The sequence below is a fragment of the Bradyrhizobium sp. WSM1417 genome (genome assembly GCF_000515415.1).
Taxonomy (GTDB): Bacteria; Pseudomonadota; Alphaproteobacteria; order Rhizobiales; family Xanthobacteraceae; genus Bradyrhizobium.
In genome coordinates this window covers 2,063,767-2,078,839 of record NZ_KI911783.1, presented here as the reverse complement: position 1 = coordinate 2,078,839, position 15,073 = coordinate 2,063,767, and the positions used below count along the sequence as shown (strand labels likewise).

Sequence of the window (15,073 nt, the reverse complement as noted above, 5' to 3'; positions counted from 1 at the left end):
ACGGCGGAAGCCATCCCGTTCTAGATGTCACTCAGCTGCGTCGAGCTGTTGCGGATCATCCTCGCCGGCGTTGTCCCGATCCTCGTCCTCGCCGAGGAATTCGGGCAGCGGGCCCGCTTCACTCTCCTGCTCCCCTGACGCCGCATCGGGATCGACGAGACGCAGTGGTTCCGGCAACCAGCCCGAGCCGTCGAGAAGACGCTCGGCCTCCTTGGCCATGTCGGCCTTCTTGAGGTGGTCGATCAATTGCGCGGAAGACTCGCCTCTGGCTTCCCGCACTGCCTCCAGAATGCGAGGCTTAGTGACCCGCCCGAGATAGTTGTTAAGGGAGGGCTTCCACCCCGCTTGAACCATGTCGAGGCCGACGGCACGTGCCAGCACATCGGCTTAGTCGAGCCGGGTGCGGACGCCGTGGGCGGAGACGCGGCCCTGATTGTAGCGGTTGGCCGGCTCGTAGAGAGCGTTGACCGCAAACGACGCACAGTGAGCGAACAGCGATGGCTGTGCACCACCATCGAGAGCCGTCAGCGCGTCCCAAAGATCGTTCTCGCCCTTCGGCAACCGTGCTCTCCAGGACTCATGCCGCGCCTCGACGGCCTTCGCGGACGCGCTTTCCCTCAAGCCAGGCGCTTGAGCCGGAAAGGTCGGCGTGCGGAGCCCGATCTCGAGGCAGCTCCCGCACGATGCGAACCGGTAAAAGGCCGTGAGCACGAAGTTGTGCAGCACCGCCTGGAACGCAATCGCAGGATTTTCTGCCAGCGCATCCCGCAATGCCAGCGTGCGATGCGCCGTTAGCTCGGTGATCAGCCGATCCGGCAGAGGTTTGGTCGCATCCTCATCATCTTCTTCCGCGTCAGTCGCGCCGCTAGCCGCGGCGATGACCGAGCGTTGGACGGAAGGACCAGCCGCCTTCCCCTCGATCGATTGTGTATCGGCGTCCTGCCCGACATCGGGCTCGGCTGCCGACAAATCGTCCTCCGGCCGGACGTAACCTCGATCGACCGAGAGGCGCCCTTCGGAATCGATGCTGACGAAGACGCCAGCGCGGGCGATCTCGGCCGGATCGTAAATCATCGGCCGGTCCTCGAACGCGATCAGTGCCGTCTCGATTTCGCAGAGAACGCTCGTCAACCTGATCGGGCAACTCGTCGGCATCCTGATAATCGGCTTCAAGCTTGGCCTGCTCCGCGTTGAGGGCGTCGATGGTGGCCTGCTCCTCCGGGGAGAGCTCGACGGGGTTACCCTCCAGCTCACGCAGCCCATTCGTGTGGCCGTAGGGGAACTCAACGGACACCGAAATCCACTTCCAGCCTTCCGCTGCAATCGTCTCGGCTTCGGCTTTGAGCTTTTCTGTCACGAGACGATCGAGCAAAGCCACGTCCTGAAGCCAGCCGCCATCATCGTGCTCGAACAGATCCCGCAAGACGCCGCCACCAGCCTGCTCGTATACATCGAGTCCAATGAACTGAACGCGGCGATCGGACGCGCGCACGGAATTTTCCGTGAGCATTCGCCGGATCTGATACGGTTCGTCATAGCCGGATCGGCTGACGTTCTCCCAGACCTGCTCCTGCCTGGCGTGGTCGGCTGTCACAGAGAAGGCCATGAGTTGCTCGAGAGCCATGCCGTCTTCGGCATAGACGTCGTGGAGTTTTGGCGACACGGACGCCAGCCGGAGCCGTTGCTTCACGACGGCCGGTGTCACGAAGTGCCGGGCAGCGATATCCTCGTCGGATAATCCGGCGCCACTCAAGGTCTGGAAGGCCCGGAACTGATCGAGCGGATGAAGCCCCATCCGCGCGTCATTCTCTGCAAGGGAGTCGTCTTCAGCGATGCCCCACTTCGCGCACGACACAAGGAACGGCCTGCGTCTTTGCCATCCGCTTCTGCTTGACGAGAAGCTCGAGCGCGCGATAGCGGCGGCCGCCGGCCGGCACCTCGAACATGCCGGTCTCATTGCCTTCGGCGTCCACAACCGCCCGCACGTTCAGACTCTGCAGCAGCGTACGCTGCGCGATACTTTCGGCGAGTTGCTCGATCGAAATGCCCGCTTTCACATGTCGGACGTTGGATTGGCTCAGCACGAGCTTGTTGAACGGAATGTCACGCGAGGGGGAGAGCGTGATCTTCTGAACAGCCTTCGTCATGTCGATTCTCCACGACGGGCAGCCGGGAGACTCTCTCTCGGCCTCCAACCCGTCGCGAAAACCGCCGCTCCCCTCTCACTCTCTTGTTCGGGGCAACAGGGGAGAAACTCACGCCACCTCCTGCTCCGCTCTCTCGGCCGTCGGGTCGGCAGTGACTTCCGGCAGGAATCCAAGGAGATAGTCCGCGACCTTGCTGGCCTGGGACGCGGCCCGGATAATCGCACGATTGTCCTCGCGCAAGACTTCAAGCCATGAGCCGATATAATCGGCATGCCGCACCGTCGGCACGATGCCGAGCGAGGCGCAACTGAAGGCAGACGAGATTTCCGCAACCAGCTCCTCAAAGGCATACTTCCTGGAACCGTAGCTGCCTGACAGGTCACGGTTGAGACGCGATGGATGGCCAGTGGCATGCGCCAGCTCGTGGAGAGCCGTTCGATGCCAATTGATTGCTTCAAAATAGGCCTGCGGAGGCGGCACCTGCACATAATCTTCCGTCGGCATATAGATGGCACGGTTGCCGCCGATGCGGAAGTCGATGCCGGTCGCCTTGATCAGATATTCGACCTGCGGCTCGATCAGGCCTGGCGGCGGAGGTGACGACGTTGTTGCGATCTCTGGAGGCAGGCCGTCGCATTGATCGCTGTTGAACACCGTGAACTGCTTGAGGAACGGTATGGCCTGCGCTTCCTCGCCGGTCTCATGTGCGCGGCGCATTTCGCAGGCAGGCACGAAGCGGTCGGCATAGACGACGGTCGTGCCGCGCTCGCCCCTGCGGACGTGACCACCGAGCGACAGCGCCTGGCGGAAGGTAAGCCAGCTCTGGCCTGTAAATCCGTGTTCGGTCGCGGCACCCCATAGAACTAGAATGTTTATGCCGCTGTATTGGCGGCCGGACGCCGCGCTCTTCGGCAAGGCCAAAGGCGCCTTCGCCGCCGCGCTGCCCCAAGGCTGCACCCACGGCACCCGGCCAGCCTCCAGCTCGGTGATGATCTTGTTGGTGATGTCGTCATAAAGGCTTGCCCGGTCCTCACCGGTGCGCGCCTGAGGATAATGTCTGGACATCGCGGATCTCCGCGACGGGCGCCGCGAGCCTCTCTCGCAGCCTGTAACCCGTCACGGCAAAACCGCGCGACACTCTGACTCTCGCCCTACCTGTGAGAACGCGAAATCTGCGAGGCAGCCAGCCTTCCATCGGGTGTTCATGGTAATGCGTTCAGTTACCTAAGGCCGCAGGCCCCACCAGGCGTGCGCCAATAGCGCATCGCCTCAAGGGAAAATGGCACCCGGAGAGCGTGAGCATAGCGACCCGAAGGGGCACGCGGGTCCGAGTGCAGCGACGAGACCGGTTCAATAGCGGCACCCGGGAACGGGGCAGTGATAGCGATCGCCGCAAGGCGAGCCCCTTTTCCGAGTGCCCCCGGCGAGGAGCTCCTTAAGTTCTTGCGCGAGGGATCGAAGCCGGATGGCGTGCGCCGTTGAGGCGTGGAGAAGAAGGGAGTGTTCGAACGAATGGAGCCTGCTGGTTATGGCTCTTACTTGCCCGGCTTACCGGTGTCGGAAACGACTGAGACTCCGAAAGGAGAACGGGACCAGAGCATGCCGGGAAACGTCTCGAAGTCGGGCGCCGCAGTCCGGTGGAGAGCACAGAGTAAGGTGTGCATGGTGAAAGCTGTATTGCCTGAATCCCAGTTTCCAGTTGCCAAAGGGCTGGCCGTAGCGAACGCGGCTGACACGCTATGCCACGCGGGGCAGATCGCACCGGCCAGTGCGATTTGCCACCAGTCCGCGTGGGACGACCACCATCGGTGGGTCAAGGAGACGAATGGGACACCTAAACACGCCGCAACTTCCTACACACGCAACTACGGGATCGCCTGCAGCAGGCTCTTTCGAGGACCTGTATGGCGACGGAGCCGTCATAGTACCCAAATGCCCGGCGTAATGGCCGGGACAGCCGCCGCGAGGCGGACGATCATGCGTATAAGGCCGGGTGACCGGACCGAAAGCGCCTCCGATCGGGGGGAAGGACGTTGCCGCTAAAAACGGCATTTGCAGTATGCGTAGAAACGATTCTTCGACGGAGAGGTTCTGCTGATGCAGGCCGCTACCATCCAGAGAAGAATTGAATCACTGCCGACTTTGTCGCGGTCGGGTAAGCGCGTAAATGGCCTTCACCGCTTGATGAGATCTCCGCATCTCTTCGAGCGGGCTTACGAAAAGGTCTCTCGCAACAAGGGAGCCCTGACGCCTGGCGTAGATGGCAAGACCTTCGACGGCATGTCGCTGGCGAAGATCGCCGGCATCGCCAGGCGGGTAGCAGATGGCACTTATCGCTTCCGGCCGGTCCGGCGGGTTTATATCCCGAAGGACAACGGCAAAACACGACCGCTGGGTATCCCTACGGTGGAAGACCGGCTCGTTCAGGAGGCGGTCAGGATTCTGCTCGAAGCGATCTACGAACCCGTGTTCCTCGATGAGTCGCATGGGTTCCGCCCGGGACGATCCTGTCATACCGCGCTCAAGTCCATCAACAAGACCTGGACGGGCTGCAAGTGGCTAGTCGAAGTGGATGTACGTGGGTTCTTCGACAACATCGACCATGACATTCTGCTTGGGATTCTAAAGAAGCGGATCGATGACGACAAGTTCATCGGTCTGATCGAGGGAATGCTCAAAGCAGGCTACATGGAAGATTGGGTCTACGGACGCACTTACAGTGGCACGCCACAGGGCGGCGTTGTCTCGCCCTTGCTCGCCAATATCTATCTGCACGAGCTGGATCAGCACATGCAGACGATGAAGGCGGGCTTCGACAAGGGTCGCGATCGACGTCCATTCCCGCGCTACGCGGCGTTGGAACGGCGCGTCCTTAGTCTCCGCCGGAAAATTGAACGGCTCCGCGCCGAAGGCGCGGATCGGGCCGAGATCGATGCTACATTTGCGGAGATCAAAGCCGTCAATCAGGAAAGACGGAAAGTGCCTTCCGTCGATCCGATGGACCCCAACTTCAAAAGGCTCCGCTACTGCCGGTACGCCGACGACTTCCTCATCGGCGTGATCGGGAGCAAGCGGGAAGCGTGTGAGATCATGGCTTGCGTCGAACAATTTCTGACGCAGACATTGAAGCTCACCGTATCGCCCGAGAAAAGTGGGATCTACGCCGCTTCAAAGGGAGTGACCTTCCTGAGCTATCGCATCTCGACATACACATCCTACGGGGCTGGACGTAAATCCAACCGCACGGGACCGGATGGACGGACATGGCGCGTGGTACGCCGGCCGACCACTGGCAATGTCAGTTTGCGAGTGCCGCGGAAGGAGGTTACCGCGTTCTGCAAGCGACATGGCTATGGCGATCTCGCCAGAAAAACTGGCCGCCCGCGCGAGCAGTTCTTGGTTACCAGCGATGTCGCGACCGTCCTCGCCTATAACTCAGAGTTCCGTGGTTTTGCGAACTACCATTCGTTTGCTGATGACTTCAAGGGCGCCTTGGGACTGTTGGAGCTCGTTGTGTTCCGCAGCCTCGTGAAGACGCTGGCGATGCGCCATCGGACGACGAGAGCGAGAACCATGGCGCGTCTGTGGAATGGTACGGACTACGAGGTCAGCTCCGTGGTCCGTGGTAAGCTTCGCAGCATCAAGCTGTGGAGGCTGAAGCATCTGACCCAAACCTACTGGACGAGTCCTGTGGTCGACAACGTCACAGCAGGGGCGTGGTGGGTCAAAAGCCCAAATGATCTGATCGATCGCCTCAACGCTCGCAGATGCGAAGCATGCGGCGATACGACGGGGCCATTTGAGATGCATCACCTCCGCCGCGTAGGAGACCTGCGAAGCGGATCGCTGACGGATTGGAAACGGTCCGGTTGGCGGCGCAAGACCATCGTCCTGTGCCCGTCATGCCGTGCAGCCGTCTCTGGTCGAGAGCATGCGCGTACGGAAAGCCGTGTGCATTGAAAAGTGCCCGCACGGTTTGGGGGGAGGCGTAGGGATATCCTCGTCGAGGTATCCCGCGCCTACCCTACCGAGACGCAAAGCGGCTCGGTTCACGAGAGCCCGATGCGGCGAAAGCCGCACGCGCGCACGCGGAAGAGACCGCTAGTCGCAAGATCTAGATTTCCTCGCGCGCATTGGTCTGCGCGTCATAGATCCTGATCTGAAGCACAGGAAAACGCTTCTTCAGTTCTTCTCCGCCCGCCTTGGCGCCATCTCTGGTCGCAAACTCGGCCTTGAATCGACCGTCCACTTCAAGGGCGTAACCAGAGGCCGGTAATTCAGGGGTGGCTGCAACCATTTTATTCCCATTGTGCGGTAAGTCATCGGGAATGATGGATACCGTGAGTCGCCCGAACCACGCTAGAGCCATCTGCTTCAGCGGCGCGGATCGGCCATTGCACGTGATGGATTTCGATGAGACCCTCGTCACCTGAACCTGGACGCGAAAAGCATGTCTTGCCTCTTTCCGGCCGCCGCAAGCAGTTCGGCAGAGCCGGGTTGAAAAATTTTCCTTTGAAATTTCAGCTCTTCAGCGGCCCCATATGCTCGGCCCTGGGTCCATAGACCGGCAAGCGCGATAGTGACGAGGACCGTGACTCAGGTCATCGCGTAAAGCCCCACCTCCGCGGCGTTTCAAAAAGCGCCGGAAGCAGGAAGATTAGCGCACCGAGTCCTCCTGTCAGCAGGTCCTGAGTGACTGGACACGACCGGTCAGGGTAGAATCCAATGGGGTAAAAAATGTCCGCTCGCCGCAGCCCGTGAGGGACTTCCACAGCATGGCATAGAGCAGATCGCGGTCAGCGGGCTGCTCATTCCCGCCTCCAAGCGAATGAATAACAAAACAAGGCAACAGCAGGATTTTAGTCTGGATCACCGCAAATGCCAGTCCCACCGTGACCGCGGCGGACAAACTTTGGCGCTCCTCGAGCAGATGGCGGGACGCTTCACGCGAACCGAACTGAGGCCTCTAGGAATCCTTCCATGCGTCTGTCGCGGCAAGGCCTGGCTGGAAGAACCTGCTCACTCCGGCCAGCAACAGATGTTATGTGAGGCCGATAAGCCATAGCGCCATCATTGCTGGCTTGCGTCCCGGTGCAACCGAGAGCGCGACCGTATTCAAGCGGGATGTCAATCGGGCAGAAGCTCAAGCCTTAAGCTGCCGAGCCGGCGGATCCACTTCTATGATGGTGATATCTCGATAACGCTTGCGGATCACGCATCAGCGCGATGGCCGTCCTTGTCGCTGGAATGCGTAGGTTGGATTCACCCCGCAATAGGCCAAGGTACCGGAGGCAGTGGCCATGCACTGGTCATAGGTCGAGAACTCGCAATTGCCCGGATATCCCCAGGTACGTCCCTGCAAGCAATAAACGTCCTGCCGAGCCGGTGGAATGTACGAATGCCCCCGCGAAGCGGCCAGCGAAGGTGATCCAAAGCCGGCGAGGATCGGAAGTGCAAGCACACCAAGAGAGAGAAGGTTGCGCATCTGACTGTAGCCTCCGTCAGGTCTTCGATGAGACTCTAAATGTAATGTTTTTAGATTTGGTCAATGCCACAAGCTCTTGGTGGACCTCTTGTCCGATCGCGTTCGAAAGAACTCCGATCGTCAGAGGCTCCGCGGTTGGAGCAGGATTCCTGCGGCTCCTTCAAAAGCAGCGCAGTATTCACGCGTCAGGCTAGCAAAAACCGTACTGAAATAGTCGATCCGAGCTTGGAAATTATCGGTTCGGGGTGCTCCAACTCCAGGGCGCGGTTATCTCGAACGCGGAAATATCCCGGCCGTTAGAGCATGCATCACTTGAGATGAGCGACTCGAGTGGATCTGGCGCGGCCTAGGAAGATTCAGCGACTTTGAGCTCTCCTAGGGTTGAGCTCTCCTAGGGTTTTGTGATCGGCCTGATCCGACGCAGCAGCGCCTCGGCATGTTCCTCGCGCTCCCGCATGAAGCGCGCTTGATGTGCTTTGAAGCTCTCGACCCGCTTCCTGATCTCATCGCGCTCGCTGCCGCCATAGTCCGGAAAGCTGAGCTCATGCGGCTCAACCACTTTTTTCAGCTCAGACCTCGACCGCTCGATCTTCAGCGATTTGGTAAACGCCACCGTTTCAGCGAGCAGGGCGTCGAGTTCGCTCTTCCAATCATGCATTAACGCCCCCGTGTGGCACCGCCACACTGGCGGGCCAATCCGTCATAACCAAGCTGCGACTATGAAAGCTAGGCCGATCGCATCTAGGCCGGCCCATCCCTATCCGCTTATCGCTGAAAAAGGCCGCCGACAATCTCGCCGGCGACCTTCCGGGTTCAAAATGCTATCGTGAATATATGCAGTCCAGCCCCGGTGGCGAGATATAGACTCAAAACGCGTGCTTTTCTAGTTCTACAGATTAGGAAGCTTAACGCAGCTCGGTGTCATTCAGGTCGGCGACAATCGAGTATCTGTCGCGGCGATGCCTACAATTGCCGGTGCAGGCACAACGTGATTCCCACGGAGAGATTTGAGTCGGTGTCCGTTACCCATGTTTCATACAGCGGACGCGCCTCGCTGTGCGGCCAATCGCGATGAGTGCAATCGGATCCTTCAGAATGGGTTGCTCAACTCCATCCCGGTCTGGGCAACTGCCCCTGGTCTCCGCATCCCGCAGACGACGTGGACGAGAGCAGCGAGCCTCGGTTGGAAATAGACGGGCATCTGACGGCATCACAGGCCCGGCGGGCCCTCGAACATCCGACTTCGCCGGCATCCGGCGCGATTTGGCGCATATAGGCCGCATCTCGGCGCCGAACGTAGGGTAACAATAAACGTAAAGGTCAGAACAAAGAGACTCGCCTCGACCTCGACTAAAGGTCTGCTGCAATTGACATGGAATTACTGGGAACACGCTTTGTAGAGTTCAGTCCAAGAATGTTTGTAAATGGAAAAAACGCCGCCGTATCAGCTAAGCACATGAACCGTCTTGCAACGTTCAAGCGACCTCTTTGGGAATGCAATATGAAGAGATTTCTGGGTTTCCTGCTTATCGCTCAACTTTTCTTCCTTTCCGGGGAGGTCTTAGCGCAAGGGCTTCCTGCTCCTTCATACTGGAAAAACGAACGGGGTTCGGAACTGTTTATTTGGTCAGCCAGCAGCGGGGCATTACAAGGAACGTTCACAAATCATGCTCAGGGATTTGCCTGCCAGGGCATTCCATATCCTGCATCGGGAGCTGTTGGTCCAACTGGCTTGTATTTTGTGGTTACGTTCGCCCAATGCAATTCCTTTACTCGCTGGGTCGCGAAACCCAACGGCTCTCAAATGGCCGCGTCATGGACGCTGTTCTACGTTGATACGAACGGCAAACCCAGCAAGTTGAAGGGCGCAGATATATTCAAGCGCGTATGGTAGCTCCCGTTGCAGGGGCGTGATCCAGGGTCGCAACATCGCGCTCGCGAGTTCCTGGCCTCAGCCGCGTGGACGCCTTCCGCAAGCCTGGCTATGCAGACATGAGGGCGTGCAGCGCCCCGCATTCATGCAACGGTTAATCATCCAAAGCGCCTCCATTTTAGCGTCGGCCCCACCCTCGGGCAGATACCGCGCCGCTTTCCAGTTCGGCTTTCAGGCTTGCGCTCTCCAGCCGCTTCCTCAGCGCTGCAAGGCGGCTCGACAGCCTCGTCAATTCCTCGTTGCCAAGCTCACCGAAAACGAACTGATCCACTTCCTGCTGTTGCGCAGCGATGTTCGCGAGACGCTTACGAGCTTTGTCCGTTAGAGACAGCTGGACCACTCGAGCATCCCTGATGCCGGGCTTACGCCGTATAAATCCGAGTTTCTCCAGCGCCTTGGAATGTAGCGTGATGAAGGATGGATCGACTTTCATCAGTTTTGCAAGGACGCCGGCCGGGGCCCCCCCATTCTTGCCTAAGTCTGTCAACGCCATCAATATCGCCAATTGTGTTCCAGTAATGCCAAGTGCCTCGGCTCGGACGTGAAGAAAATCCTCCAGACAGACGTTGAGGGTTCTGATCTCCAGCGTTAATCGTCGCACCAATTCCTGACTCTCAGCAGAGCCATTCCCGGCTTGAATCGCTTGCTTAGCCAAATGCGGTGCCGCCGAATGTTATGACCATACTCAAAGCTCGTTCGCGCTGACAAGGCTGGAGAAAGGGACAATTGCCTGGCCGTTCCTGTTCAGGCCTCACGCGCTTCCTTCCGAAAGACGTGGTCCGAAGTAGGTGCCTGCGAGCGAGCCCCGCCCTACATGTCGGCGCTACTGCCAACGTACGGCTCTCACAATGACTGGCCAACATGTAAGACCTTGATCGTCGTGTCTCACATGTCAGATACGCTCGGGCCACAGCTGCGGGAAGACCGGTTCTCGGATCCGGCGCCGGGCAAACGTATTTCTGAAGCGGCGCACCTCTGCTGCTCTACAGCGTCCGAACTTTGCACAGTCAATGCGGCGGAATTCATCGAAAAAGATCCTACGAACGCCGAAATCAAGCGCGATCGCGCCGTTGCATGTCGTGTCTGTGTGGCTGGGGGACACCAGCTGATTTTCACGCAACCACGCACCAACTGCTGGCCGGCAGGGGCGTCAGATGCGCTCTGGGCTCCTCAACAAGCTGGCCGCGCAATACAGGCAGGTTTATTCAGTCCGCTCAAAAGAACGATCAACTACTGATAGATTGACCAATTCTGTTGATTCTGTCGTTCGGTGTGCGATGTTCCCGGAAAGCAAACCGGGGGCACAATGTTACGAGGCAATCAACGATTCATCCTGTTTTTTGATCTTGCCATGACACCTCATCCATCAGACGCGCCGGCACTATCGTTGGCTGAGTTCATTCCTTACCTAAAGAAAAGGCAGGCGAGCGATCTTTGCTTCCAGGTGATTGACAACGAACGGCGCGTCATCAGGCTTTCGGCTCTGAAGGAGATCAAGCTCGCGAATGGCGCCGCGGCGATCGCGCTATTGTTTTGTCTTGGGGATCGGGACAAGGCCGATCCAGGTTTCACGAATTTCAAGACCGGAAAGGTCAGGATCCCAAAGCGCGCCGATGACGAAGCCGGCGGCCTTTCCGTCCATGCGGTGATCTCGCTGAAGCCTACTCAAAAAGGCGGTCATCTGTACCGCATGGTCTACGAGGATGTCTCGGGCTTTGGCCGTTCATTGATCCAAGGATTTTTGCGAGCAGAGTTCAAAACGATCTCTGATGATCAGGGGCTCACGTTCAAGCGGGAGGGCTCAAAAGAGCCCTTGAAGACACGTCCGATGGTCGACTTGACCGGACACGCCTCCGACCGACTGAAGGACTCGATCAAGGAAGGTCGGCTGCTCCACGTCGAGTTGATCAACTACCGCGAAAAGAACCTAGGCTTTGACGAGTCCCAGTTCATTCGATCCGTGCGACGTGACCTTAGCCTTTCGATCGCGAAGGGATTGCCGCAAGGTGAAGCGCTGAACTTTATTGAAAAGCTGAAGGAGTATGCGCGCAAGCACGACTATGAAGCGATGCGCGTCCGATGGAAGAGCCGCAAGCAAGCAAAGCTCACAGTGCCAAAGTGGACACCGCCAGGGTCGATGCTGGAGAGGCCTTGTTCGTCAAGTCTGCTGAGGTCACACTGCGGCAGGCTCTGCCGGACATCTCCGACACGATGAGCGATGAACTGATTTTGAAGATCAAAGACTTCGTTGGATAGACAGCCATGTGGCGGATCCTCGTTCCTCTGCAGTATCTGAGGATAGCTCACCCCGAGAAGTGGAAGTTCGACTACGGCCTGCCGTTTGTTCTGGCAGCGCTCTTTGCTCTGCCTCTCTTCTCATCCGAATTCGTGAAGGACGCTGTTGGGTCGCTGGACATCATCGGCAAGCTGAGCAACTTCCTCGGCGTACTGACCGGGTTTTTCATCGCTGCGCTGGCGGCAGTAGCGACTTTCGGCAAGCAGGAGATGGATGACCCCATGCCTGGCGAACCGCCTGTCCGGCTCGAGCACACGGTCAACACGGAGACGTATTTCGAGAACCTGAGCCGTCGTCGCTTTCTGTCGTTCCTGTTTGGTTACATGGCGTTCCTGACGCTGGTGCTCTACGTCGTTGGTTACGTCTATCTCCTCACCGACAAATATTGGTTGTCAGAAGCGGCTGCGAATTGGCGCCCAACCATTTTCCGGGTTTTCTGGTTCGTGTACGTATTCGCCTTGGCGAACCTGCTATCGAACACGCTTCTCGGTCTTTTCTACCTGACGGATCGGATTCATCGACCGAACCGGGTCGCGCGATGGGGGGCACCTGACGACCCCCCAAAAGCTGAACCTTGAACCGGGATGCTCGCAAAATCGGTGAGCTTACGACCGCTCATTTGTTCGGCCTCAGCCGGAGTCTCCACGCGAACGGAGCCATGCTCACGTGCCGATCGCGCCAGGCCTACCGGCGCTGTTTCTTCACCCTTCTGCAGCTCTAGGGCCGGCCCGCCTTTCGCACAGCTATCATGCCGCTCTTAAGCGATCTTCGGATCATTCCAGGGCGCATGATATTGCCGTGCTACAGCCTCATTCACGCAGCTGCGAGAGCAGCCCAGCGGTCGGTGCGCGTCGAATGGGAGAACCGTCGCACGCATGTCAGCCGGAACATCCATCCCGTCAGTCGTGACTTGTGCTCGCATGATCTTCAGCTCTCGACCCGCGCCAACACTTGGCCTGCGCCATCAGCTTTTCCGCAAACTCGCTGCCAATGTCCCGACGCAAGATCGCCGACGATCTTAGTTTGCACAATCGAAACCGTGTCGCATGCACCATCACGATTGCATCATGAGCTGTCCTCGATTTCATCGGCCTGATCCTTGGCGGCGCCTCGCGAGCTTCCACCTGCCAAGCTAAACGCGAACTGCGAGCTGGCCCAGTTCGCCTGCAGCGATATGGGATTGCCGGAATGCTGGCCGACCTGTAAACGATCCTGCGCGACCGCCTTTCGGCGGTGGGGCCCGTAGCTCAATGGTTAGAGCCGGCCGCTCATAACGGTCTGGTTGCAGGTTCGAGTCCTGCCGGGCCCACCAGCCAGAACGCGGAGGCAAATTTGGACCGCCGCCGCCATTGTCATCGGGATCGCTCCCGGCGGTTTCTACAATTAAATTAAAGGGTTGGCGGAAGGTCTCTTGAAGCTCGCCATTGCGCCAGGTCGAGTTCGAAAGTACGAAATTCAGGAGACGACGTTTGTCCGCAGGTGGCCGCTTTTCGAAAAGCCGTTGCGCATCCTTTGCCAACGTCAACAGCATCACGCCTTCGTCCATGTAGGAGTGCTCGGCTGTTTGATGCCGGTTGATCTCTCGCATGCAGCGATCCTGCTCCTTGCGCCATTCCGCTGACATCTTGTCCTACATCGCATTATCAATTCGGCCGTCGAGCTTATCGACGTACATAGCGCTTAACCGCTGAGTGAGGCGGTCGTATTCAGCCTGAAGGCGCGATACTGCAGCGTCGTGTTCCTTTCGTTCATCGGCGTGACTTTGATGGAGTCCAGCCACGATCCACTCATGAACTTTCTCAGAGAACCGCAGCCGTCCCATGAGCTCTGAAAACTTATCCGCAATAACTTCTTCGCGGACATATGGTTCGTGGCATTTACCTTTGTAGCCAGTGCAGTGGTAATAGACGTAGCGCCCCTTTTTGATCTCCCCGACCAACGCGCAACCGCAATGTCCGCAGTTCATGAGACCCGAGAAGGCAAAGTCCCTTGGGCCGCGTCGAAGCTTGGTCGCGTTGCGCCTATCTAGGACGGACTGAACGCGCTCAAAGAGGTCGCGGGTGACCAGCGGCCTGTGGCGCCCGGGATAGGAACGACCCTTCCAATGAACTTCGCCGGTATAGATCGGGTTGCGCAAAATCGTATGAACCTTGCTGATGGGCACAATGCCGCCTGTCACGCGGGAAGCAAGACCCGCGGAGCGCGCCTTTTCGGCGACATCTCGCAGCGACAGCGTCCCATCCGAATACCAAGCAAACATTTTGGCTACAACGGGTCCAATAACGGGCTCAATTTCGATAATCTTCTTGCCATCCGGGCCGAGTACGTTTCGGTAGCCAAGCGGCGCGATCGTTGGCCAGAGCCCTTGCTCGGCCTTTTCCTGCATACCCTTGCGAGCTTCTTCCGAAAGATTGTCGATGTAGTTCTTGGCCATCAGAACTTTGATGCCATGCATGAACTTCTCGGAAGACCTAGAGTCGCGCGATAGCACCAAGCCTTCCTTGACGAGATGAATTTCAATATCGAACTCGTCGAGCGTCACCCAGTCTTTGACGTTTCGGTAGAGTCGGTCTGTCTTTTCGACCAGTATGGCGCGGATATCTGGATGCTTTTTGAGATGGAGAATCATCTGACCGAAGTAGGTTCGGCCACTCAGCTTCGCAGTCTCGATGGCCACAAACTCCTTCGCGATGACCAATCCATTTGCCTGCGCATAATTGGCCAAGAGCTTCTTTTGAGCATCGATTGAGAAGCCTTCCCTATCCTGCTCTTTGGTTGAGACGCGTGCATAGGCAACCGCCTTCTTTGCGGTCGATACTCCGATTGTTTTCGTGGTCCTTTTCATAAGCCTCCTGAGTGGAAGAGTTCATATGATTCAATCAGGAAGGCGACAACGATGCAATTATAATTCTATCGTGCGACACAGACGCATGCAGAGCACTCGTTTTCTACTTCGACGTAGATGGTGATGAGGACTCGGTGGAAACAGCCGAACGCCGTTCTTCCTCGGACCATTCGCGCAGGACGCGGAAGAAGCCAATGACATTGGAAGCGATCTCGCGCGCATCTTCGCGTGTCAGGGCACGGTCGGTGCAAGGCTGCCAAACAGCAATGGTCTGATCCAAGTAATCGCCCTGGGCCTTTGGGTCGATAGCCTGATCAATGAACTTCGGCGCTCAACGGAACTGAAAGTCGCATTCCGGCTTGTGCTG

14 protein-coding genes, 1 tRNA gene and 1 pseudogene are annotated in these 15,073 nt (G+C 58.1%); 7 read left to right on the top strand and 9 right to left on the bottom strand.

The features are described 5' to 3' along the window. Positions 1–27: 27 nt before the first annotated feature. A pseudogene (locus BRA1417_RS39835) lies at positions 28–2,147 on the bottom strand (ParB/RepB/Spo0J family partition protein). 108 nt (positions 2,148–2,255) lie between these two features. Beyond that, positions 2,256–3,212: an ArdC family protein gene (locus BRA1417_RS0109975; RefSeq protein ID WP_027515701.1), complete on the bottom strand. Its 957-nt coding sequence runs from the start codon at positions 3,210–3,212 to the stop codon at positions 2,256–2,258. Between the two features lie 1,032 nt (positions 3,213–4,244). Between BRA1417_RS0109975 and BRA1417_RS0109970 the strand changes: the two genes are divergently transcribed. Continuing rightward, positions 4,245–6,107: a reverse transcriptase domain-containing protein gene (locus BRA1417_RS0109970; RefSeq protein ID WP_027515700.1), complete on the top strand. Its 1,863-nt coding sequence runs from the start codon at positions 4,245–4,247 to the stop codon at positions 6,105–6,107. A 154-nt stretch (positions 6,108–6,261) separates the two neighbouring features. Here BRA1417_RS0109970 and BRA1417_RS0109965 read toward each other — a convergent pair whose 3' ends face one another. From BRA1417_RS0109965 to BRA1417_RS0109960, 4 genes are all read right to left on the bottom strand, one after another. After that, positions 6,262–6,444, bottom strand: a complete 183-nt coding sequence (locus BRA1417_RS0109965) for a hypothetical protein (protein ID WP_027515699.1) — start codon at positions 6,442–6,444, stop codon at positions 6,262–6,264. 381 nt (positions 6,445–6,825) lie between these two features. After that, a complete protein-coding gene (locus tag BRA1417_RS43785) occupies positions 6,826–7,056 on the bottom strand; it encodes a hypothetical protein (protein WP_156948668.1) in 231 nt (76 codons plus the stop codon). A gap of 309 nt (positions 7,057–7,365) precedes the next feature. Further along, positions 7,366–7,632, bottom strand: a complete 267-nt coding sequence (locus tag BRA1417_RS42395) for a DUF3551 domain-containing protein (protein ID WP_084462165.1) — start codon at positions 7,630–7,632, stop codon at positions 7,366–7,368. Between the two features lie 391 nt (positions 7,633–8,023). Continuing rightward, complete coding sequence (locus tag BRA1417_RS0109960) at positions 8,024–8,290, bottom strand: hypothetical protein (protein WP_035968412.1); 267 nt, start codon at positions 8,288–8,290, stop codon at positions 8,024–8,026. A 714-nt stretch (positions 8,291–9,004) separates the two neighbouring features. On the opposite strand from BRA1417_RS0109960, the gene BRA1417_RS42390 reads away from it, so the two are divergent. Next, positions 9,005–9,526, top strand: coding sequence for an avidin/streptavidin family protein (locus BRA1417_RS42390; RefSeq protein WP_245286173.1), 522 nt, complete (start codon positions 9,005–9,007; stop codon positions 9,524–9,526). 157 nt (positions 9,527–9,683) lie between these two features. Here BRA1417_RS42390 and BRA1417_RS0109955 read toward each other — a convergent pair whose 3' ends face one another. Beyond that, on the bottom strand, positions 9,684–10,220 hold the full coding sequence (locus tag BRA1417_RS0109955) for a MarR family winged helix-turn-helix transcriptional regulator (RefSeq protein ID WP_027515697.1): 537 nt from the start codon (positions 10,218–10,220) through the stop codon (positions 9,684–9,686). 234 nt (positions 10,221–10,454) lie between these two features. On the opposite strand from BRA1417_RS0109955, the gene BRA1417_RS43780 reads away from it, so the two are divergent. From BRA1417_RS43780 to BRA1417_RS45405, 5 genes are all read left to right on the top strand, one after another. Next, positions 10,455–10,802 (top strand): hypothetical protein, encoded by a 348-nt coding sequence (locus BRA1417_RS43780; protein ID WP_156948667.1) that lies wholly within the window; start codon positions 10,455–10,457, stop codon positions 10,800–10,802. A 69-nt stretch (positions 10,803–10,871) separates the two neighbouring features. Then, entirely contained in the window at positions 10,872–11,780 is a 909-nt protein-coding gene (locus BRA1417_RS0109950; RefSeq protein WP_156948666.1) for a hypothetical protein, read from the top strand. 47 nt (positions 11,781–11,827) lie between these two features. Next, positions 11,828–12,439, top strand: a complete 612-nt coding sequence (locus BRA1417_RS0109945) for a hypothetical protein (protein WP_027515695.1) — start codon at positions 11,828–11,830, stop codon at positions 12,437–12,439. A gap of 658 nt (positions 12,440–13,097) precedes the next feature. Beyond that, positions 13,098–13,173 (top strand) — tRNA-Ile (locus BRA1417_RS0109940). Between the two features lie 99 nt (positions 13,174–13,272). After that, on the top strand, positions 13,273–13,482 hold the full coding sequence (locus tag BRA1417_RS45405) for a hypothetical protein (protein ID WP_245286172.1): 210 nt from the start codon (positions 13,273–13,275) through the stop codon (positions 13,480–13,482). 9 nt (positions 13,483–13,491) lie between these two features. Here the strand turns inward: BRA1417_RS45405 and BRA1417_RS39830 are convergent, their stop codons facing one another. Together BRA1417_RS39830 and BRA1417_RS43775 are read right to left on the bottom strand one after the other, a co-directional pair. After that, positions 13,492–14,706: a recombinase family protein gene (locus BRA1417_RS39830; protein WP_051448299.1), complete on the bottom strand. Its 1,215-nt coding sequence runs from the start codon at positions 14,704–14,706 to the stop codon at positions 13,492–13,494. A 103-nt stretch (positions 14,707–14,809) separates the two neighbouring features. After that, positions 14,810–14,986, bottom strand: coding sequence for a hypothetical protein (locus BRA1417_RS43775; protein ID WP_156948665.1), 177 nt, complete (start codon positions 14,984–14,986; stop codon positions 14,810–14,812). Positions 14,987–15,073 lie beyond the last annotated feature (87 nt).

What these genes read in the sequence shown, in the direction of transcription:
- BRA1417_RS0109975 (WP_027515701.1), bottom strand. Translation starts at nt 3,212, where the DNA reads ATGTCCAGACATTATCCTCAGGCGCGCACCGGTGAGGACCGGGCAAGC.
- BRA1417_RS0109970 (WP_027515700.1), top strand. Translation starts at nt 4,245, where the DNA reads ATGCAGGCCGCTACCATCCAGAGAAGAATTGAATCACTGCCGACTTTG.
- BRA1417_RS0109965 (WP_027515699.1), bottom strand. Translation starts at nt 6,444, where the DNA reads ATGGTTGCAGCCACCCCTGAATTACCGGCCTCTGGTTACGCCCTTGAA.
- BRA1417_RS42395 (WP_084462165.1), bottom strand. Translation starts at nt 7,632, where the DNA reads ATGCGCAACCTTCTCTCTCTTGGTGTGCTTGCACTTCCGATCCTCGCC.
- BRA1417_RS0109960 (WP_035968412.1), bottom strand. Translation starts at nt 8,290, where the DNA reads ATGCATGATTGGAAGAGCGAACTCGACGCCCTGCTCGCTGAAACGGTG.
- BRA1417_RS42390 (WP_245286173.1), top strand. Translation starts at nt 9,005, where the DNA reads ATGGAATTACTGGGAACACGCTTTGTAGAGTTCAGTCCAAGAATGTTT.
- BRA1417_RS43780 (WP_156948667.1), top strand. Translation starts at nt 10,455, where the DNA reads ATGTCAGATACGCTCGGGCCACAGCTGCGGGAAGACCGGTTCTCGGAT.
- BRA1417_RS0109950 (WP_156948666.1), top strand. Translation starts at nt 10,872, where the DNA reads ATGTTACGAGGCAATCAACGATTCATCCTGTTTTTTGATCTTGCCATG.
- BRA1417_RS0109945 (WP_027515695.1), top strand. Translation starts at nt 11,828, where the DNA reads ATGTGGCGGATCCTCGTTCCTCTGCAGTATCTGAGGATAGCTCACCCC.
- BRA1417_RS39830 (WP_051448299.1), bottom strand. Translation starts at nt 14,706, where the DNA reads ATGAAAAGGACCACGAAAACAATCGGAGTATCGACCGCAAAGAAGGCG.